The organism is Streptomyces silvae (genome assembly GCF_016745505.1).
Taxonomy (GTDB): Bacteria; Actinomycetota; Actinomycetes; order Streptomycetales; family Streptomycetaceae; genus Streptomyces; species Streptomyces silvae.
Map to the genome: position 1 here is coordinate 40,598 of NZ_JAERUC010000090.1, position 17,957 is coordinate 58,554.

The window sequence follows — 17,957 nt, forward strand, 5'->3', positions numbered from 1 at the left end:
AGACGCCGTTACTCGTGCATTACAGCGCCCGCGCCGAGGCCCCGGGCCCGCCTGGGTGCCTCCTGCGTCGTTGACGGACATCGCCTCGGCGCTGCCCGTCCCGTCACCGGCCGCCCGCACGGTGACCCGGGTTCCGTCGCCTCAAGTCGCCGCTCCCGCAGGCCGGTTCCGGGGGTGCCCCGCCCTCGCGGTACTGCGCCGACCGGCTTCTTGAGCTTTACTTGCGAATGATGTGCAACAACAAGTCGTGGGCGAGAGTGCGAGGTAACTCATGAACGGTCCCCGGATACGCGGTACGGCCATGGCGGGTCTGCTGGGCATGGCGCTCGCCGCCTGTTCCGCTCCCGGTGACGGTTCCGGCGACGGCAAGGCCGCCGACTCCGTGGTCATAGGCGTGGCCTCCGAGCCGGACACGCTCAGTCCGCTGCTCGGATACGGAAAGGACGGCAACTCGAAGATCTTCGACGGCCTCCTCGCCCACGATTCAGCCCTGGCGCTGCAGCCGGCCCTGGCGAAGGCGCTGCCCGATGTCTCCGACGACGGACGGACCTACACCTTCACCCTGCGCGAAGGGGTGACGTTCAGCGACGGCGAGCCGCTGACCGCCCAGGACGTGGTCTTCACCTACCGGACCGTCCTCGACCCCAGGACGAACAACACCGCCAGGAGCGAACTGGACGCGGTCAAGGACGTACGGGCGAGCGGCGACGACACGGTCGTCTTCACCCTCAAGTACCCCTACACGCCCTTCGCCTCCCGCACGGTACTGCCCGTCGTTCCCGAGCACATCGCGGCGGAGCAGGACCCGAACACCGGCTCCTTCAACACCGAGCCCGTAGGAACCGGCCCCTACATCCTGACCGGTTGGCGCAAGGGCGACCGGCTCACCTTCAAGGCCAACCCCGACTACTGGGGTGGTGAGCCGGAGGTCAAGAACCTCACCATGGCGTTCATCGCCGACGACGACGTACGGGCCACCCGGCTCCGCTCCGGTGACCTCGACGGCGCCGTGCTCCCACCCGCCCTGGCCGCCGTCTTCAAGGGCGACGAGCTGCGCACGTACGCGGCCGAGTCCTACGACTTCCGCACCGTCACCCTCCCCACCGGCAATCCGGTCACCGGCGACCGTGCCGTCCGCCAGGCCCTCGATGCCGCGGTCGACCGCGAGGCCATGGTCGACACGATCCTCGACGGCGCCGGGGCACCGGCGTACGGGCCGCTGCCGGTGGCCGACCCCGCGTTCGCCCCGGACATCAAGCGCACCCAGGATCTGGACCGGGCGAGGTCCACGCTCGACAAGGCCGGCTGGAAGCCGGGCAAGGACGGCATCCGCGCCAAGGACGGCCGACGGGCCTCCTTCACCCTGTACGCGCCGTCGGGCGACAAACTCCGCCAGGACCACGCCCTCGCCTACGCCTCCGACGCCAAGAAGGCCGGGGTGGAGGTGAAGGTGGAGAGCGCCACCTGGGAGGTCATCGAACCCCGCATGGACCGGGACGCGGTCCTCGCCGGAGGCGGCAGCACGGGTGACCCCGACTTCGGCCTCTACACCCTGCTGCACTCCTCCCTGGCCGGCGACGGCTTCAACAACATGGCCCACTACGACAATCCCGCCGTGGACCGGGCCCTCGAAACCGCCCGTCGCACCGAGGACCGGCAGGAGCGGAAGTCCGCCTACACCGAGATCCAGCACGAGCTGGTGAAGGACCCCGGCTACACCTTCCTCACCCACATCGACCACGTCTACGTACTCGCCGACCGCTGGGCCGGACTGACCACCCAGCTGGAGCCGCACGAGCACGGGTTCGGCAGCGGACCGTGGTGGAACATCGAGGACTGGAAGGCGAAGCGGTGACCTCCCTCCCCTGGGGAGCGACGGCGCGCATGGCGGGGCGGCGGATCCTGTTCGCCGTCCCCGTCCTGCTGACCGTCACCTTCGGCGTGTTCGCGATCGCCGCCGCGTCCCCCTTCGACCCGGTCAGGGCCTACGCCGGCACGGCCGCCCTCAACGCGGACCGGCGGACCCTGGACCGGCTGCGCGAGAACCTCGGTGTGGACGAGCCCTTCGTGGTCCGCTGGTGGGACTGGCTGACCTCAGCGGCAGGCGGCGACTGGGGCTGGTCCACGGTGATGCGCCAGCCGGTCGCCCAGGTCATCGGCGAGCGGGTGGTGTGGTCCACGCTGCTGTGCGCCGTCGCCTTCGCGCTGGCCCTGCTGACGGGCATCCTGCTCGGAGTGCTCTGTGCGCGCCGCCCCGGCTCCGTGCTGGACCGCGCGGTCAGCTCGCTCTGCTACTCCCTGGAGGCCGCGCCGGTCTTCTGGACCGCTCTGCTCGCCGTCTGGCTGTTCACCCTCCAGTGGGATGTGCTCCCGGCGGGTGGACTCACCGACACGGGCAGCGAACAGGTGACCTTCGGGCAGGTGACGCGCCACCTGGCGCTTCCCGCCTCCGTCCTCGCCGTGTCCCAGCTTCCCTGGTTCACCCTCTACACGCGCCAGGGTGTCGCCGACGCGCTGACCGAGGACCCGGTGCGCGGCGCCCGTGCGCGCGGACTCGCCGACCACACCGTCCTGCTCGGGCACGCCCTGCGCTCCGGCCTCCTGCCGGTGCTCACCCTGATCGGCACCCGGGTCCCCGAACTCATCACCGGAGCACTGCTGGTGGAGACCGTCTTCAGCTGGCCCGGCATGGCCGCGGCCACCGTCGAGGCGGCCACCGCCGTCGACTTCCCGCTGCTCGCCGCCGTGACCGTCCTCGCCACCGCCGCCGTCCTGGCCGGCAACCTCCTGGCGGACCTGCTCTACGGACTCTTCGACCCGAGGGTGAAGTTCAGTGACATGTGAATCGCCGTCCGCCGGTGCGACGGCGGAACCCACCCCGTCCCTCACGGCCACCACCCCCTGGCGTTCCTACGGCGGAAGGCGCCGCTCCACGCGCACCTCGCGGGTGCGCGTCTCGGCCGTCGTGGCCGGGGCGACCGTCCTGGCCGTTCTGCTCGTCCCGCCGCTCGTCCAGCTCGACCAGCAGGCCGTCGATCTCTCCGCCGAGCTGCTGCCTCCGAGCTGGGCACACCCCTTCGGCACCGACGACGTGGGCCGCGACCTGCTGCTGCGGTGCGTCTACGGACTGCGGGTGTCCCTGACCGTCGGGCTGGTGGCGGCGCTCACCGCCGCCGTCCTGGGCATCGCGGTCGGGGCGACGGCCGGAGCGCTCGGCGGCTGGGCCGACCGCGCCATGATGCGGGCGGTCGACACGATCTCGTCCGTACCGCACCTCCTGCTCGGCGTGTTCATCGTCGCCATGTTCCGGCCCGGTGTCTGGCCGGTGGTGGTCTCCGTCGGGCTCACCCACTGGGTGTCGACCGCCCGCATCGTCCGCGCCGAGGTGCTCTCCCTGCGTTCGCGCCCCTACATCGACGCGGCGATCTCCGGCGGCGCGTCCCGACGACGGATCGCGGTGCGGCACCTGATCCCCGCCGTGCTGCCGCAGGCCGGACTCGCCGCCACCCTGATGGTTCCGCACGCCATGTGGCACGAGTCCGCCCTGTCCTTCCTCGGCCTCGGCCTGCCCGCCCACCTGGCCAGCCTCGGCAACCTGATCCAGGGTGCGCGGGGCAGCCTGCTGGCCGGCCAGTGGTGGCCGACGCTCTTCCCCGGCCTCCTCATCATCATCCCCACCCTCGCCGTCGCCGGACTCGCCGGAGCCTGGCGGGAGCGGATCAACCCGCGTCGCCGATCGGAGCTCATGCTGTGACAGTGCCGCCCCCCGTCCTGTCCGTACGCGGCCTGTCGGTGCGTTTCCTCATGCCGCACGGCCGCCCCGTCGCCGCGGTCACCGACGCGCGCTTCGACGTCCTGCCCGGCGAGTGCCTCGCCCTGCTCGGCGAGAGCGGCTGCGGCAAGTCCGTCCTCGCCTCGGCCCTCCTCGGCCTCCTCCCCGGCAACGCGCAGACCGCGGGCGAGGCACTCCTGGGCGATCTGAACCTCCTCACCGCCGACGAACGCACCCTGGCCGGCACCGTCCGGGGCCGCCGGATCGGACTGGTGCCCCAGAGCCCGGCCGCCCACCTCACGCCCGTACGCACGATCCGCTCGCAACTGGGAGAGGTGATATCCGAGTTGAAGGGGATACGACGCGGAGCACGGCTCCAGCACGCGGTCCTGGCGGCAGCCGGGCGGGCCGGATTTCCCGAGGACCACCTCGACCGCCACCCCCACCAGCTCTCCGGCGGCCTCGCCCAGCGCGCCGCGACCGCCCTGGCCCTGGTCGGTGACGCGCCGCTGCTGCTCGCCGACGAGCCGACCACCGGTCTCGACCGGGAGCTGGTGGACCGTACGGTGGACGAACTGCGCCGGCACGTCGACGCCCGGAGCGGTGCTGCGGGCCACGGGCTGCTGATGATCACGCACGATCTCGCCGCCGCCGAGCGGATCGCCGACCGGGTCGCCGTGATGTACGCGGGCCGTATCGTCGAACTGGGGGAGGCCGACGCGTTCTTCGGGGCTCCGGGCCCACGCCACCCGTACAGCCGTCGGCTGCTCCAGGCGCTGCCGGACCGCGCCTTCACGGCCATTCCCGGCATGCCACCGGAACTCGGGGACCTCCCCGACGGCTGCGCCTTCGCCGCCCGCTGCGAGCGGGCCACCGGCCTGTGCTCCACCCGCCCGCCGACGGTCGACGGGATCTCCTGCCACCACCCCCACCAGGGGCCGGAGGCCGCCCCGTACACGCTCATGCGGAAGGGTGCCGACCGTGCTTGAACTGCGCTCAGTCACCGCCGGTTACGCCAGGAACGAGCCGGTGTTCGACGACGTCTCCCTGACCGTCACCCCCGGCGAAGCCGTCGGCCTCGTCGGCCCCAGTGGCTGCGGCAAGTCCACCCTCGCCCGTGTCGCCGCGCTGCTGCACCGCCCGGACTCCGGCGCGGTGGTCCTGGACGGCGAACCGGTGAGGCACTGGCGCCACCGTGCCCCGCGCGCGCAACGCACGGCCTTCGGGGTCGTCTTCCAGCAGCCGAGGCTCTCGGCGGACCCCCGTCTGACGCTCAGCGACCTGATCGAGGAGCCGCTGCGGGCCACCGGCCGCCGTGAAACCGCCCGGGAGCGGGTCGCGGAACTGGCCGGGACCGTCGGTCTCACCCAGGACCTGCTGGGCAGACGACCGCACGAGGTCAGCGACGGCCAGCTCCAGCGCGCCTGCCTCGCCCGCGCCCTGATCCTGCGACCGCGGTGGCTGATCTGCGACGAGATGACCGCGATGCTCGACGCGTCCACCACGGCCGCGCTCGTCGCCGTCGTCGAGAGCTACCGCAGCGCGACCGGCGCCGGACTCCTGGCGGTCGGCCACGACCGCACCCTCCTGGAACGCTGGTGCGACCACACCGTGCACTGGGAGAACCTGACCGCTTCTCCCACCCCGGGCAACAGCCTCTGACACGGCCTTCGGGGCGCCACCCGACCGCGCCTCGCTGCGGCCGGTCGGCCACGCTTCGGTGGCCGCCGCCTGTCAGGCGACCGGCCCGCCCGCGTTGCGGATCAACCGCTGGAGCACCTTCACCGTGGTGACGTAGTCCGCGTCGTCGATGCCCTCGTGCAGGGCGGCGCGGATCGCGGGAGCGTTGCGGGCGAGGTCGACCCGGGCCTGCTCCCCTTCCTCGGTGAGCCACAGCCGGTCCTCGGCGTCGCGGGTCAGCCAGCCGCGCTCCAGGAGCCCCTGGGCCTCCGCCGCGAGGTCGTCCTCGGGCCGGATGTAGGAGGTCATGGCCTCCCGCAGCTCGGGCAGGGTCATCCCCTTGCCGTCGGGGGAGATGTCGTTCGCCGACAGATTGCGCAGCAGCCAGAACTGGGGCTGGGTGTAGCCCTTCTCGGCCTGCCGGGCCCGGGTGTACGCGATCAGAGCGTGATGGGCGACCCCGGTCCAGTAGGCGGCGGGCTGTCCGGCGAGTTCGGCGTCGGCGGTCTGCTGGGTCGTCATGAGGTGGCCCTCCTGGTGTTTCGGCGTCGGACCCGCACGGTGTGCGGGTCATGCCGAGACCGTAGGACCTCAAGCGCGGTTGAGGGCAAGCGGGCAGCTGACCCGCCCGACCGCGCCCCCGCCCGCGAACGCCGGTGATTTCACCGATGGCGGGGGAGCCCAGCGCCCCGACTCTTGTCGGGTCAGGCACCCGCATCCCCGTCAGGAGTGCTCCATGCGTCGTTCCCCCCGCCGGCTTCTCGGCGCCCTCGCCGCCGTCACCGTGGCGTTCACCCTGTTCTCCTCGGCACCGACGGCCGGTGCCGCCCAGACCGCCGACCGCACGGCCGCACCGGCGGCACGCGCCGCCGCGGCTCAGCCGCTGTCGACCAGCACACCGGTCGTCTTCGTCCACGGGTACACCGGCAACGCCTCCAACTGGGTCACCGCCAGAAGCGTCTTCCAGCGCAACGGCTGGTCCAGCTCCAACCTCTTCGCGTACGAGTACAACTCCTACGGGAACAACATCACCAACGCCCAGGGCCTCGCCACCTTCGTCAACGACGTCAAGTCCAGGACCGGCGCGAGCAAGGTCGCGATCGTCAACCACTCGATGGGCGGCCTCGTCAGCCAGTACTACCTGAAGGTGCTGGGCGGCAACACCAGCGTCAGCCACCTCGCGTCGATCGCGGGCGCGAACCACGGCACGACGTACGCCGGCGCCTGCCTGATCTACACGACCTGCCAGCAGATGTACCCCGGCTCCTCGTTCATCGCGCAGATCACCGCGGGGGACGAGACGCCCGGTGACACCAAGTACGCGACCTGGTACTCGGCCTGCGACGGCATCATCCTCCCGTACACCAGCACCAAGCTCAGCGGTGCGACGAACAACAACGTGGCCTGCCAGACCCACATCGGGTATCTGGCGGACACGATCGTGCTGGGCCAGATCGCGCGCTTCGTCGCCTCCTGACCTGACCGTCGTACGACGATCCCGCACACACCCCCGCCCCCCGGCACCCGTGACGCCGGGGGCGGGGGTGTGCGCGGATCGTCCGCTACAACCCGGCCTACCCGGCCTACCTGGCCTCCTGGAAACGAGTGGTCCGCCCCAAAGCCCGTCCCGTACGGTCGTTCGGTGTGCTTCTACGCCATGACCTCCTACAAGCTGCACCACGCGTGCGTCCCGTGCCGCCTCAGCTTCAAGCGGCACCCGGATCCGCGCCGTGGTCACCCGTGCCCGAACTGCGCCCGGCCCCTGGTGTGCGCCGGACATGACTTCGCACCACCGCCCAGGCGTGACCGCCGCGCCTGGACGGTGGTCGCGGTGGTGCTGGGGGAAGGGCTGCGCTACGAGGGGCTGTCGGCCTGCGGCTGCGGCAAGGAGCCCCGCTACCGGCCGCGCACACGAGCCGCTCTCCGGGCCCGCCGGTCCGCCGCCGCACGGGAGGGGGTCCCGCTGTCCCAGGCGCTGTCCCGGCCGGACCCCTGGATCCCCACCGCCGACTGACCTCGGCGGCGAACTCAGCTAATCTGCACGCCGTGATCGACACATATGCGGGCCTGGACGATGCAGAGATCGCGGTGGCAGCGGCGCGGGCCGGCGCGGAGGTGGTGCGCGCCGGATACGGGCGGCGGCACTCCCGCATCGAGAAGGGCGCCGGGGACTTCGCCACCGATGTCGATGTGGCCGCCGAGGAGGCGATCCTGGGCGTCATCCGTGCCGCACGGCCCGAGGACGCGGTACACGGTGAGGAGGGCGGGCAGCGGGGCGCGGCCGACGCGGAGCGCCGATGGCTGGTGGACCCCCTCTGCGGCACCCTCAACTATGCCGTCGGCAGCATGCTGGTGGCCGTGAACGTGGACCTGACCGACGGCCCGGTGGCGGTCGCCGATCCCTTCAGCGGCGAGGTCTTCTTCACCCGCGAGGGGACCGCCTGGGCCCGGGGCGAAGGGGGTCGAGGGGGCGATACGCCGCTGGCGCCGACGGCCGCCACCCGGCTGGTGGACGTGAACCTCGACCCGCCCTTTCCCGGCGCGCCCGCCTTCAGGGCGGTGGACCTGCTCGCCCACCCCCGGTTCGTCGAGGGGTTCCGGCCCCGGGTCGTGTCCTCGACGCTGGCGCTCGCCTGGGTCGCGGCCGGCAAGCGCGCCGCGTACGTCACCGATGGCAACGGCCTTGCCGGGAGCGTGCACTTCGCGGCCGGAATCGCTCTGTGCCGGGCCGCCGGCTGCGTCGTCACCGGAGTCGACGGCGCCCCGGCCGGGGAGTCGGGGCGAGGGCTCGTGGCGGCGGCGGACGCCGAGACCCATGGCGCCCTGCTGTCGATGATCCGACGGCGGGGCTGACCGACGGGGCTGGGCGGCGGGACGGTCCGGCGGCGGGGGCACCGGCCGTCGGCGCCCCCGCCGGCGGCCGGTGGGCGCGGACTCAGTCGACGTAGACCTCGGCGCGGTCGATGCTCACGAAGGACCCCTGTGACTGGCCGTTGTGCTGACCGGTCACCCGTACGCGGAGGGTGTGAGCGCCGTATCCGAGCCGTGGGCTCCTGTACTGCACGGCCTCGCCCACGCGGATGGGGCCGTGCAGGTCCACCGTCTGCTCCGCTCCGCCGTCGATGCTGACGGCCGCGTAACCGTTGCCCGTGTCCTTGACGGACAGCAGCGCGATGCGCGTACCGGTGAACGTGAACGTCGCCGTGGCGCCGGCGGCGTCGCTCCAGTGGTCGTCGCCCCAGAAGCACTGGGTCGCGCAGCCCGTACCCGAGTTCCAGGCCCCGCTGTAGGTCACGCCGCCCGACCCGCTGGAGCGGCCGTCGTCGTTGATCCAGTAGTTGCCCGAACCGGGGTCGCCGGAGGGCAGGTCCTGGGTGGCGCCGAGGGCGAGCGGGCGGCCGAAGTCAGGCGTGCCGTCCGCGCGCCAGGTGAACTTCTGCGCACGGGTGGTGCGGTTGCTGTAGGTGTTCACCGATGTGGTCTTGGCGTGGTAGACGATCCAGTCCTCCGTGCCGTCCGGTGAGGTGAAGAACGCGTGGTGCCCGGGGCCGAACACACCACGGTCGTCCGCCCGTGAGAACACCGCGTCCGGGTGCTGGTGCCAGGCGCCCGGCACCAGCGGGTCGGCGTCCGTGGGGAGCGACATCATGCGGACCTGGTAGTCGGGCTTCCCGGTGTCGCAGGCGGAGTACGTCATCCACACACGGCCGTTGCGGTAGAGGAACTCCGGGCCTTCACGCACCTCCGGGCACCCGCCGGCCGCGTCGATCGGCACGGCGTTCCCGGAGACGGTGTACGGATCGGACATCGGGGCGATGTTCAGTCCGTTGTGCTGGTACTGGTTGATCCCGCTGTAGGCGAGGTAGAGACGGCCGTTCAGCTGGAGGATGCCCGCGTCGATGGCGAACTCGTCGGCGTGGTTGGGCGGGGCGAGCTTCGCCTTGAAGTGGTACGGGCCGGTGGGGTCGTCGCGTTCCGACTCCAGGACGTACAGGCGGTGGTGGTCGTCGACGCCGTCGTCCGCCGTGTAGTAGAGGTACCAGCGGTCGCCGAAGCGGTAGAACTCCGGAGCCCAGATGTTGCGGTTGCGGGAGGGGTCGGAGTCGGTCCACACGGTGACGGGGTCGGCGGCGGCGAGGGTGCCGAGGGAGGGCGAGCGCCACATCCTGATGCTGTCGCCCTGGGTGGTGGTGAGGTAGTAATTCCCGTTCCAATGCGTCATGAACGGGTCGGGCCCCGAGTTCAGCGGGTTGCGGAACGTCCCTGCCGCGGCGGCCGGGGCCGGTGACGCCGAAGCCGCTGCCGGGGCCGCGGCAGCGGGGAGCAGGCCCAGGACCAGCCCGAGGAGTGCGACGAGGAGGGGGAGGGCGTGTCTTGCGGGGGGTCGGTGTGACTGCGAGGGCATGAGGCTTCCTTCCGGGGCTGAACCCGTTGCGGGATGGGGACCACACGCGCGTTTACATCGATGTAATGACGGGGCGCCACGTTAAGTACGGGCAGTCGCCGTGTCAATGCCTGTCACAGGCGGCCACACGGCCGGTCGGCACGTCGAGGCAGGGGCCGTCCGCCGCGATCCCCGTTCCTGCGAGCTTGAGAGGGACCTGACATCACGAGGGGATTCTTCGGCCCATAGGCTGACGCGCATGTCTGACACGTTGAGCCCCAGCAAGACCCGCGCCGCACTCCGCGTCTCGGCCCGCGTCTCGGGCGAGCTGCTTCTGGTCCTCGCCATGGCCGTAGTGGCCGTGTGGGCACTCGGGCGGATGTGGTCGGTCGTCTGGCCGCTCGTGGTCGGCCTGTTGCTCACCACCCTGACCTGGCCCCTCGCGCGCTACCTCCGTCGGCGCGGGTGGCCCCCGGCCCTCGCGGCCTCGGTCGTGACGGTGGGGTTCCTCGTGGTCGCCCTGGGGGTCGTGGCACTGATCGCGGTGCCGGTCGCCTCCCAGTCCGGGGAACTCGCCGACGGCGTGGTCGGAGGCATCCAGAAGGTGCGCGAGTGGGCCTCCGGGCCGCCGCTCAACATCAGCGACGACCAGATCACCGGCGCCTTCGACTCGGCGACCGCCCGGATCCAGGACAGTCTGGGCAGCATGGTCACCACGGTCGTCACCGGCGTCAGCACCGTGGTCAACGGAGTGGTCACCGCCGTGCTGGCGATCTTCCTGATGTTCTTCATGCTCAAGGACGGCCCCAAGTTCCTGCCGTGGCTCGCGCGTCAGCTGCCCGGCAGGTTCGCCACCGACGTCCCGGTCGTGGCGGAGCGCGGCTGGGAGACCCTGGGCGGATTCGTGCGCTCCCAGGCCTACGTCGGCCTGCTCGACGCGGTCCTCATCGGCCTCGGCCTGTGGATCGTGGGAGTGCCGCTGGTGCTCCCGCTGGCCGTGCTGACCTTCGTGTCCGCCTTCGTGCCGATCGTCGGCGCCCTGTTCGCCGGCTTCGTCGCCGTGCTCATCGCCCTGGTCTCCAACGGACCGACCGACGCGCTCATCGTGCTGGCGATCATCGTCCTGGTGCAGCAGCTCGAGGGCAATGTGTTCCAGCCCATGATCCAGAGCCGCGGACTCGGCCTGCACGCCGCCGTGGTCCTGCTCGCGGTGACACTGGGCGGCAGCCTGGCCGGCATCGTGGGCAGCCTGCTCGCCGTACCCGCCGCCGCGCTGGCCGCCGTCGTCTGGAACTACCTGCGCGAGCAGCTCAGCGAGCCGGTGGGGGAGCCGGAGACGAGCGACGCCGGGTCCGTGGCGTAAGGCCCCGGACGGGCACGGACGAGGCCCCGGCCCGTACGGACGCCGACATGGGCCTGGCCCATGACAAACAGCAGGAGCTCCCGGCTCGTCCCGCTGACAGGGGCGAGCCGGGGAGCCCTACGCGGTCAGGGGGCGAGCCGGGAGCCCTACGCGGTCAGGGCTGCCCGCCGCGCTCCAGAGGGATCTTCTCTCCCGTCTCGATCGCGACCGGCAGCCGGTTCTCCGCCGGGGGCAGCGGGCAGGTCGCCAGATCCGTGTACGCGCACGGCAGATTCGCGGCGCGGTTCAGGTCGATCGTCACCCTGCCCTCGGCGTCGGGAGCCGCGATCGACAGGGAGCGGTTCGCCGCGTACGTGGTCACCCCCGAGGTCGCGTCCGTGAACAGCACCGTCAGGCTTCCGGCGGCCCTGCCGTTGAACGCCGTGAGCCGGTGTACCGCGCCGTCCAGCTCGAACTCCACCTGGCCGGGGGACTCGTAGACGTGCTCCAGCCCCTCGACCGCCGCGCCGACCGTCACCGCGCGCGGCGCGTCGAAGGGAACGAAGCGGCCGGGGCGCACCCAGCGGGGGTCGGGGGCGTACGCCGGGGTACGGGTGAACGCCGTACGCAGCGCGTTCCCGGGGTGGCGGGGGCGAAGGATGTCATGCCCGCCCCGCTTGGCGACCTCGATCACCGCGTCGCCGAACCCCGGGTACAGGCTCTCCCTCTCGCCGATGACGCCGAAGTCGTACCGGCCGCTCACCGGCACACCGTCCACAGTGAGTTCCTCGCCCTCCGCCAGCTCGACCACCACTCCCTCCGGCGTGGTCGACCAGGCTCCCGGGGCGTCCTCGAAGCGGGTGGGTTCGGCGTTCAGCCAGTGCAGGCTCGTGATGGCGAGGAATCCGTGCGGTCCGGCGAGCACCTCCTCGTGCTCCCGGTGCCACTGCTCCCAGTCCTTGACGAAATCCGACCGGTCGACGCCGACGTCCTGGACACTCATGTTCGCTCCTTCATGGGGTGTACGAGAGATACGTGCCTCGGGTGTACGTGAGATACGTGAGCCGGTCCCGGGCGCTCCGCCGGGTCCGGGCGGGTCACAGGTCCTTGCCGTAGCAGACGCTGAACGGATCGGTGTCGTAGGGCGGGTAGCACGGGATCCGGTGCCAGCCCTGCCGTTCGTAGAGACCCATGGCCTCCGGCTGGAGCTTTCCGGTCTGGAGGGAGAGCCGGCGCACGCCGAGCGCCAGTGCGCTGGTCCCGACGGCGTCGAGCGCCGCCCTGGCCAGGCCGCGTCCGCGGTGTTCGTCGTGCACGTACACGCGCTTGACCTCGTAGAGGTCCTCACCGTCCCGCTGGGTGAGCAGTCTCAGGGAGGCCGTCGCCAGCGGCCGTCCGGCCTCGTACGCGAGCCAGGTGACGACGATCTCCCCGGCGGTCGGCGGCCCGGGGCGCCGACCTGCCCGCTGGGCGTCGAAGGGCGCGTAACGAGGCCGCAGTTCGGCGTCCATCCGGTTACGCAGGGCCAGCGCGTCCGGGTGGTCCCAGCCGGCGGCGACCCACCGAACGGTGCCTCCGCACGGGGTCGCCGGGCCGCCGCGCGACGGCAGGACATCCACATCCGTATCGAAGGGGCGCTCCGCGCTCACAGGGCACCGCCCGCGATCCGGGCCTCCGCCGTCGGGGAGGGCTCGGAGGGCACCTCGTCGTCCAGCAGACCGAGACCGAGACCGCGGAGCCAGTCGTCGTCGAAGACCTTGGAGAGATAGTTGCGGCCGGAGCCCGGCAGCAGGACCACCACGAAGTCCTCCGGGCCCAGTTCGGCCGCCACCCGCAGGGCGGCCGCGACCGCGGTGCCCGCCGAGCCGCCGACCAGCAGGCCCTCCTCCCGCGCCAGACGCCGGGCGGTCAGCAGGGAGTCACGGTCACTGACCCGCTCGAACCGGTCCACCACCGCCGGGTGGTAGGACCGCGGCCAGGTGTCGTCCACCGTCTCGGGGTGGCGGAACCGGCCGATGCTCTCCACGTGGTACGGACTGCCGTCCCCGCCGGAGTAGAGCGAGGCCTCCGGGTCGGCGCCGACGACCGTCACCCGGCCGCCGCTCACCTCCTTGAGGTACTCGCCGGTCCCGGTGATGGTGCCGCCGGTGCCGATCCCGGACACCAGGTGCGTGACGCGCCCGTCGGTCTGCCGCCAGATCTCCGGACCCGTGGTGCGGTAGTGGGCCCCCGGATTGGCCGGGTTGTCGTACTGGTTCGCCAGCCAGCCGCCCGGGGTCTCCGCGGCCACCCGCTCGGCCACGGAGTGCACATGGGCGGGGTGTTCGCGCGGCACATCGCTGGGGCAGACGATGACCTCGGCACCGTAGGCGCGCAGGACGGCGATCTTCTCCGCGCTGCTCTTCTCCGGGATCGCGAAGACACAGCGGTAGCCGCGCTGCGCGGCGACCATGGCCAGGCCGACCCCCGTATTGCCCGAGGTGCCCTCGACGACGGTGCCGCCCGGCCGCAACTCCCCGGCCTCCTCGGCCGCTTCGACCATTGCCAGGGCGATGCGGTCCTTCACACTGCCGCCCGGATTGACGTACTCCAGTTTTACGTGGACGGGTGCGGGCACCGTGCCGGTGACACGGTTCAGCCGCACCAGCGGCGTGTTGCCGACCACATCGGTCAGCGAGGCGTGGACGTCCATTGCGGCGTGCTCCTTGCGTAGAGGCGGGCTCTGCCGCCGGCCCCGGGGCCCCCGGGCGTCGTCTCCGGGGCTCACGGGGCGGCGGTCACCCGCCGCCTGCCCGGAATGGCGGCGAGCAGTTCCTTCGTGTACGGATCGGACGGCGCCGCGAAGATGTCGTCCGTCGTGCCCGTCTCGACCAGACGTCCCTGCCGCATCACCCCCACCCGGTCGGCGATCTGATCGGCCCCGCCGTCGCGGGAGTGCTGATCACGCTCATCGGCACGGGCGGGGTGTTCGCGGTGAACTCCGTGTCCTTCGCGGTGGTTCTCGTGGGCCTCCTGACGATCCGCCCCCAGCCGAAGCCGGCCGGCAGTGAGCGGCCCCCCTGGGCGGGAGCGGGCGTGGCCGGGCTCCGTTACGTCGCCGCGCGGCCCGAACTGATCGCCGTCTTCGCGGTCTTCGGCCTGGTCTCCACCCTCGCGCTGAACTTCTCCACGACCCTGACCCTGTTCGCCGGGCGGGTCTTCGACGTCGGCTCCCGCGGCCTCGGGCTCATGTCCACCGCCCTGTCGATCGGCACGATCGCCGGAACGCTCGTGGCCACGCGCCGCGCCTCGCCGAAGGTACGGACGGTGGTCACCGGTGCGGTGCTGTTCGGGTTGTGCGAGGTGCTGGCCGCCTTCATGCCGACGTACGTCACCTTCCTCGCCCTGCTGCTGCCGGCCGGATTCATGCTGATGACGCTCAACACGGCGGTCAGCGCCTTCGTCCAGTCGGAGGTCGGCAACGCCATGCGCGGACGGGTGATGGCCGTCTACACCGTGATCTCGATGGGCGGAGCCCCGATCGGCTGCCCGGTCATCGGCTGGGTGTCCCAGCACGCCGGAGTGCGCTGGGGGATGGCGTCGGGCGCCGGGGCAGCCGTCCTCGCCGCACTCGCGGTGGCGCTGTGGCTGTCCCGGCAGCGGACCGGCGCCCGGCCACCCGCCCAGGACCCGGCACCCGTTCAGGACCGGGCACCCCTCCATGACCGGCCACCCCTCCATGACCGGGCACCCGTCCAGGACCCGGCACCCGTCCGCGACCGGGAAGCTCCCGTCCTCCTCCCTCCCGCCCCCGTCCCGACCCCTGCCGATCCCTACGCACCCGACTCCACTCCGACCGGAGGTACCACCCCATGACCGACCGTGAAACCGGGCTCGCCGGACTGCGCCTCGCGCTGGAAGCCGACGGCGACGGCGCCCACCCCGCCGCCTGGCGCCACTCAGGGCGAGCGCCGGGCGCCGTCCTCGGCCCCCGCGCACTCCGCGACGTGGTCGCCGCGGCCGAGGGCGCGGGCTTCGACCTCGTCACCTTCGCCGACTCACCCCTGCCGCCCGGTACGGGCACCGGCGCGGCCGGACGACTGGAGGCCGGGACCCGCGCCTCGTACGCCGCGCCCCTGACCGACCGGATCGGTCTGGCGCCCACCCTGCACGTCGCCACCACGGAACCCTTCCACCTCGCCACGCAGTTGGCGAGCCTGGACCACGCCTCGCACGGGCGGGCCGGCTGGGTGGTCGGCGGGGCCTCGGGCCGCGACGACCTCGCCACCGTCGGGGGAGCGGCGCTCCCCGCCGCCGCCCTCGCCCGTGAGACCTCGGACGTCATCGACACCGCCCGGGCCCTGTGGGACTCGTGGGAGGACGACGCGGTCATCAAGGACGTGGCGAGCGGCCGGTTCCTCGACTCGGCCCGGGTCCACCACATCGACTTCGAAGGCGCGTCCTTCACCGTCAAGGGGCCGTTGATCACCCCGCGTCCGCCACAGGGCCAGATCGTCGTCCTCGCTCCGGACACACTGGACGTCGACGCGCGTGCCGACGTGGTCCTCGTCGGGCGGCAGGATCCCGCCGCGGTCGCGGCCCGTGCGGCCAGGGCCAGGGAAGCGGGCGCACCGCTGGTCTTCGCCGAGGTGGAGGTGGTCCTCGACGCGGCGGTACCGGCCACGGACCGGCTCGCCGAGCTGGACGGCGCCGCCGCATGGCCCGACCAGGGGCGGCTGCGCCACGTCGGCTCCCCGGAGTCGCTGCTGGAGCTGCTGCGTGAACTGGCCGACTCGGTCGACGGGGTCAGGCTGCATCCGGCCGTGCTCGCCGTCGACCTGCCGGTCCTGGCCGAGCGGGTGCTGCCCGAACTGACCGGGGCGCGTGTGCCCGGGTCCGGCGTCACACTGCGCGACACACTCGGCCTCGCCCGTCCCGTCAACCGCTACGCCGCCGCAGCGGCCACGAACGCCTGAGGTGACTGCCATGACCGAACGAAACCCCGACCCCTCGCGCGGCACGATCTCCATCGAGCGCCGCACCGGCAAACCGGCCCTGATCCAGAAGTGGCGGGACCTCGCCGCCGAACGCGGACTGTCCATCCGCGAGCTGGCGCTCGAAGTGTCCCCCGGGCACCCGTCGTTCGTCGGCACCCCCTCGTCCGTAGCCGACGAGTGGACCCGCTACGTGGACACCCGCGCCGTCGACGGCTTCAACCTCCTGCCGCACCTGCTTCCGGCCTCCGTCACGGACATCGTCGACAAGCTGGTCCCGGAACTCCAGGAACGGGGCGTCTACCGCACGGAATACCGGGGCACCACCCTGCGCCAGCACCTCGACCTCCCCGCGCCGGCCTGAGGCACCCGCGTCGTACGAAGCCCGTCGACGCCTGCCGAGCAGGGTTGCCGACCCGGGTGGGACCCACCCGGGCCGGCAACCGGAGCAGTCAGGACCGCGCGCCCTCGGCACCCGACCCCACGAGAGCGGACGATTCCCGCGACGCGGCCACGGCCGGGGACGTCCGCCCGGTCGGCACGTGCTGGTCGCCTTCCCGCAGCCGGCCCGTCGCCCATACGCTCACCAGGCCGGTCAGCGCCAGATAGCCGCAGGCCCACCACGGGCTGCCCGTACCGAGCGCCAGAAGCGCGGTCATGATCAGCGGAGTGATGCCGGACGCGAAGATGCCGGACATCTGGTACACGAACGACATGCCCGTGTACCGGACCGGCGTGGCGAACAGGCCGGCGAACAGCGTCCCCTGGGCCCCGTAGAAGGAGCCGTGCACGATCCCCAGCGTCACCACGAGGGCCGCCGCGAAGGCCCAGGTCCCGCCGGCGCCGAAGAGCCGGAACGCCGGGTAGACCGAGACCGTGAACGCGGCCATGCCGACCAGGTAGACCCGGCGGGCCCCGTAGCGGTCGACGGCCGTTCCGGACACCGGGATCAGCGCGGCCATGACGAGCGCCGCCGCCGTCACCGCGAGCAGCACCGGAGTACGGTCCAGGGCGAGGGTCCCGGTCGCGTACGTGATGGCGAAGACCGCCCAGGTGTTGAATGCGGCTCCCTCGCCCCACCGCGCGAGCATGCCCAGCACCACGTGCCGGCGCGCGGCGGGCTCCCGCCACAGCTCCACCAGCGGAGCCGCGCGCGGCAGTTCCCGGAGGCGGCGTGCGGCCTTGAAGGCGGGGGTCTCGTCGATCTTCAGGCGCACGGTCAGCCCGACCACGACGAGGACCAGGCTGATGAGGAAGGCGATGCGCCATCCGTAGTCGATGAACGCCGACTCGCTCAGCACATTGCTCAGCAGGGCGAACACCCCGGTCCCCAGGGCGAGTCCGAGCGCCAGCCCGATCTGTGGATAGCTGCCGAACCGGCCCTTGCGCCCCGCCGGCCCGTACTCCACGGCCAGCAGCACCGCCCCGGCCCACTCCCCGCCCAGCGCCACACCCTGGGCGACGCGCAGGACCAGGAGCAGAGCGGGCGCGAGGACACCGACCTGCTGGTACGTGGGCAGCAGACCGATGAGCGCGGTGGAGACGCCCATGAGGCCCATGGTGAAGGCCAGGGTGTGCTTACGGCCGATCCGGTCACCGAGGTGTCCGAAGAGCAGGCCGCCCACCGGACGGGCGACGAAGCCCACCGCGAACGTCGCGAAGGACAGCATCGTGCCGACCGTGCCGTCGGCCGTGGGGAAGAACAGCTTGTTGAAGACCAGCCCGGCAGCGGTGCTGTAGAGGAAGAAGTCGTACCACTCCACCGTGGTGCCCAGCAGGCTGGCGAACACCACGGTCCTCAGCCGC

General features: G+C 72.2%; 18 protein-coding genes and 1 pseudogene. 12 read left to right on the forward strand and 7 right to left on the reverse strand.

Annotated elements, in window-relative coordinates; translation table 11 throughout:
* The first annotated feature begins 271 nt into the window (after positions 1 to 271).
* Genes JKV81_RS14035 through JKV81_RS14055 form a run of 5 tightly spaced genes read left to right on the forward strand, consistent with a single transcriptional unit; the run spans position 272 to position 5,434 of the window.
* Complete coding sequence (locus JKV81_RS14035; protein WP_372444150.1) at positions 272 to 1,855, forward strand: ABC transporter substrate-binding protein; 1,584 nt, start codon at positions 272 to 274, stop codon at positions 1,853 to 1,855.
* A gap of 29 nt (positions 1,856 to 1,884) precedes the next feature.
* Entirely contained in the window at positions 1,885 to 2,844 is a 960-nt protein-coding gene (locus tag JKV81_RS14040) for an ABC transporter permease (protein WP_202076205.1), read from the forward strand.
* Positions 2,834 to 3,754, forward strand: a complete 921-nt coding sequence (locus tag JKV81_RS14045; RefSeq protein ID WP_202076170.1) for an ABC transporter permease — start codon at positions 2,834 to 2,836, stop codon at positions 3,752 to 3,754. The genes JKV81_RS14040 and JKV81_RS14045 overlap by 11 nt, the downstream gene beginning before the upstream one ends.
* Positions 3,751 to 4,761: an ABC transporter ATP-binding protein gene (locus JKV81_RS14050; protein ID WP_129260037.1), complete on the forward strand. Its 1,011-nt coding sequence runs from the start codon at positions 3,751 to 3,753 to the stop codon at positions 4,759 to 4,761. The genes JKV81_RS14045 and JKV81_RS14050 overlap by 4 nt, the downstream gene beginning before the upstream one ends.
* The gene (locus JKV81_RS14055; RefSeq protein WP_129260038.1) at positions 4,754 to 5,434 is read left to right on the forward strand and encodes an ABC transporter ATP-binding protein; all 681 of its coding nucleotides are present in this window, start codon (positions 4,754 to 4,756) and stop codon (positions 5,432 to 5,434) included. The genes JKV81_RS14050 and JKV81_RS14055 overlap by 8 nt, the downstream gene beginning before the upstream one ends.
* Positions 5,435 to 5,506: 72 nt before the next feature.
* Here JKV81_RS14055 and JKV81_RS14060 read toward each other — a convergent pair whose 3' ends face one another.
* Positions 5,507 to 5,974, reverse strand: a complete 468-nt coding sequence (locus JKV81_RS14060) for a MarR family winged helix-turn-helix transcriptional regulator (RefSeq protein WP_129260039.1) — start codon at positions 5,972 to 5,974, stop codon at positions 5,507 to 5,509.
* A 214-nt stretch (positions 5,975 to 6,188) separates the two neighbouring features.
* Between JKV81_RS14060 and JKV81_RS14065 the strand changes: the two genes are divergently transcribed.
* The 3 genes from JKV81_RS14065 (at position 6,189) to JKV81_RS14075 (ending at position 8,305) form a co-directional block, all read left to right on the forward strand.
* Complete coding sequence (locus JKV81_RS14065) at positions 6,189 to 6,929, forward strand: esterase/lipase family protein (protein ID WP_202076172.1); 741 nt, start codon at positions 6,189 to 6,191, stop codon at positions 6,927 to 6,929.
* 180 nt (positions 6,930 to 7,109) lie between these two features.
* Entirely contained in the window at positions 7,110 to 7,466 is a 357-nt protein-coding gene (locus JKV81_RS14070) for a hypothetical protein (protein WP_236056583.1), read from the forward strand.
* Positions 7,467 to 7,498: 32 nt separating this feature from the next.
* On the forward strand, positions 7,499 to 8,305 hold the full coding sequence (locus JKV81_RS14075) for an inositol monophosphatase family protein (protein WP_202076173.1): 807 nt from the start codon (positions 7,499 to 7,501) through the stop codon (positions 8,303 to 8,305).
* 82 nt (positions 8,306 to 8,387) lie between these two features.
* Here the strand turns inward: JKV81_RS14075 and JKV81_RS14080 are convergent, their stop codons facing one another.
* On the reverse strand, positions 8,388 to 9,857 hold the full coding sequence (locus tag JKV81_RS14080) for a glycoside hydrolase family 43 protein (protein WP_202076176.1): 1,470 nt from the start codon (positions 9,855 to 9,857) through the stop codon (positions 8,388 to 8,390).
* 238 nt (positions 9,858 to 10,095) lie between these two features.
* Here JKV81_RS14080 and JKV81_RS14085 point away from each other — a divergent pair, with 238 nt between their 5' ends.
* Entirely contained in the window at positions 10,096 to 11,199 is a 1,104-nt protein-coding gene (locus JKV81_RS14085; protein WP_129260044.1) for an AI-2E family transporter, read from the forward strand.
* A gap of 154 nt (positions 11,200 to 11,353) precedes the next feature.
* Here the strand turns inward: JKV81_RS14085 and JKV81_RS14090 are convergent, their stop codons facing one another.
* From JKV81_RS14090 to JKV81_RS36260, 4 genes and pseudogenes are all read right to left on the reverse strand, one after another.
* Positions 11,354 to 12,181, reverse strand: a complete 828-nt coding sequence (locus tag JKV81_RS14090) for a DUF1684 domain-containing protein (protein WP_202076178.1) — start codon at positions 12,179 to 12,181, stop codon at positions 11,354 to 11,356.
* A gap of 94 nt (positions 12,182 to 12,275) precedes the next feature.
* Complete coding sequence (locus JKV81_RS14095; protein ID WP_202076180.1) at positions 12,276 to 12,797, reverse strand: GNAT family N-acetyltransferase; 522 nt, start codon at positions 12,795 to 12,797, stop codon at positions 12,276 to 12,278.
* A 29-nt stretch (positions 12,798 to 12,826) separates the two neighbouring features.
* Positions 12,827 to 13,870: pseudogene (locus JKV81_RS14100) on the reverse strand (PLP-dependent cysteine synthase family protein); the annotation flags it as partial.
* Between the two features lie 71 nt (positions 13,871 to 13,941).
* Complete coding sequence (locus JKV81_RS36260; RefSeq protein WP_307820537.1) at positions 13,942 to 14,067, reverse strand: ABC transporter ATP-binding protein; 126 nt, start codon at positions 14,065 to 14,067, stop codon at positions 13,942 to 13,944.
* 24 nt (positions 14,068 to 14,091) lie between these two features.
* On the opposite strand from JKV81_RS36260, the gene JKV81_RS14105 reads away from it, so the two are divergent.
* From JKV81_RS14105 to JKV81_RS14115, 3 genes are read left to right on the forward strand one after another with little or no spacing between them, the layout of a single operon-like run.
* Positions 14,092 to 15,033 (forward strand): MFS transporter, encoded by a 942-nt coding sequence (locus JKV81_RS14105; protein WP_307820536.1) that lies wholly within the window; start codon positions 14,092 to 14,094, stop codon positions 15,031 to 15,033.
* Positions 15,030 to 16,133, forward strand: a complete 1,104-nt coding sequence (locus JKV81_RS14110; RefSeq protein ID WP_202076184.1) for an LLM class flavin-dependent oxidoreductase — start codon at positions 15,030 to 15,032, stop codon at positions 16,131 to 16,133. The genes JKV81_RS14105 and JKV81_RS14110 overlap by 4 nt, the downstream gene beginning before the upstream one ends.
* Before the next feature lie 10 nt (positions 16,134 to 16,143).
* Positions 16,144 to 16,515: an LLM class oxidoreductase gene (locus JKV81_RS14115; protein WP_202076185.1), complete on the forward strand. Its 372-nt coding sequence runs from the start codon at positions 16,144 to 16,146 to the stop codon at positions 16,513 to 16,515.
* 88 nt (positions 16,516 to 16,603) lie between these two features.
* On the opposite strand, the gene JKV81_RS14120 is transcribed toward JKV81_RS14115, so the two are convergent.
* Entirely contained in the window at positions 16,604 to 17,944 is a 1,341-nt protein-coding gene (locus JKV81_RS14120; protein WP_202076187.1) for an MFS transporter, read from the reverse strand.
* Positions 17,945 to 17,957: the final 13 nt, after the last annotated feature.

Coding starts and splice junctions, on each gene's coding strand:
- JKV81_RS14040 (WP_202076205.1), top strand. CDS start 1,885: ATGGCGGGGCGGCGGATCCTGTTCGCCGTCCCCGTCCTGCTGACCGTC.
- JKV81_RS14060 (WP_129260039.1), bottom strand. CDS start 5,974: ATGACGACCCAGCAGACCGCCGACGCCGAACTCGCCGGACAGCCCGCC.
- JKV81_RS14115 (WP_202076185.1), top strand. CDS start 16,144: ATGACCGAACGAAACCCCGACCCCTCGCGCGGCACGATCTCCATCGAG.
- JKV81_RS14085 (WP_129260044.1), top strand. CDS start 10,096: ATGTCTGACACGTTGAGCCCCAGCAAGACCCGCGCCGCACTCCGCGTC.
- JKV81_RS14080 (WP_202076176.1), bottom strand. CDS start 9,857: ATGCCCTCGCAGTCACACCGACCCCCCGCAAGACACGCCCTCCCCCTC.
- JKV81_RS36260 (WP_307820537.1), bottom strand. CDS start 14,067: ATGCGGCAGGGACGTCTGGTCGAGACGGGCACGACGGACGACATCTTC.
- JKV81_RS14070 (WP_236056583.1), top strand. CDS start 7,110: ATGACCTCCTACAAGCTGCACCACGCGTGCGTCCCGTGCCGCCTCAGC.
- JKV81_RS14090 (WP_202076178.1), bottom strand. CDS start 12,181: ATGAGTGTCCAGGACGTCGGCGTCGACCGGTCGGATTTCGTCAAGGAC.
- JKV81_RS14110 (WP_202076184.1), top strand. CDS start 15,030: ATGACCGACCGTGAAACCGGGCTCGCCGGACTGCGCCTCGCGCTGGAA.
- JKV81_RS14065 (WP_202076172.1), top strand. CDS start 6,189: ATGCGTCGTTCCCCCCGCCGGCTTCTCGGCGCCCTCGCCGCCGTCACC.
- JKV81_RS14035 (WP_372444150.1), top strand. CDS start 272: ATGAACGGTCCCCGGATACGCGGTACGGCCATGGCGGGTCTGCTGGGC.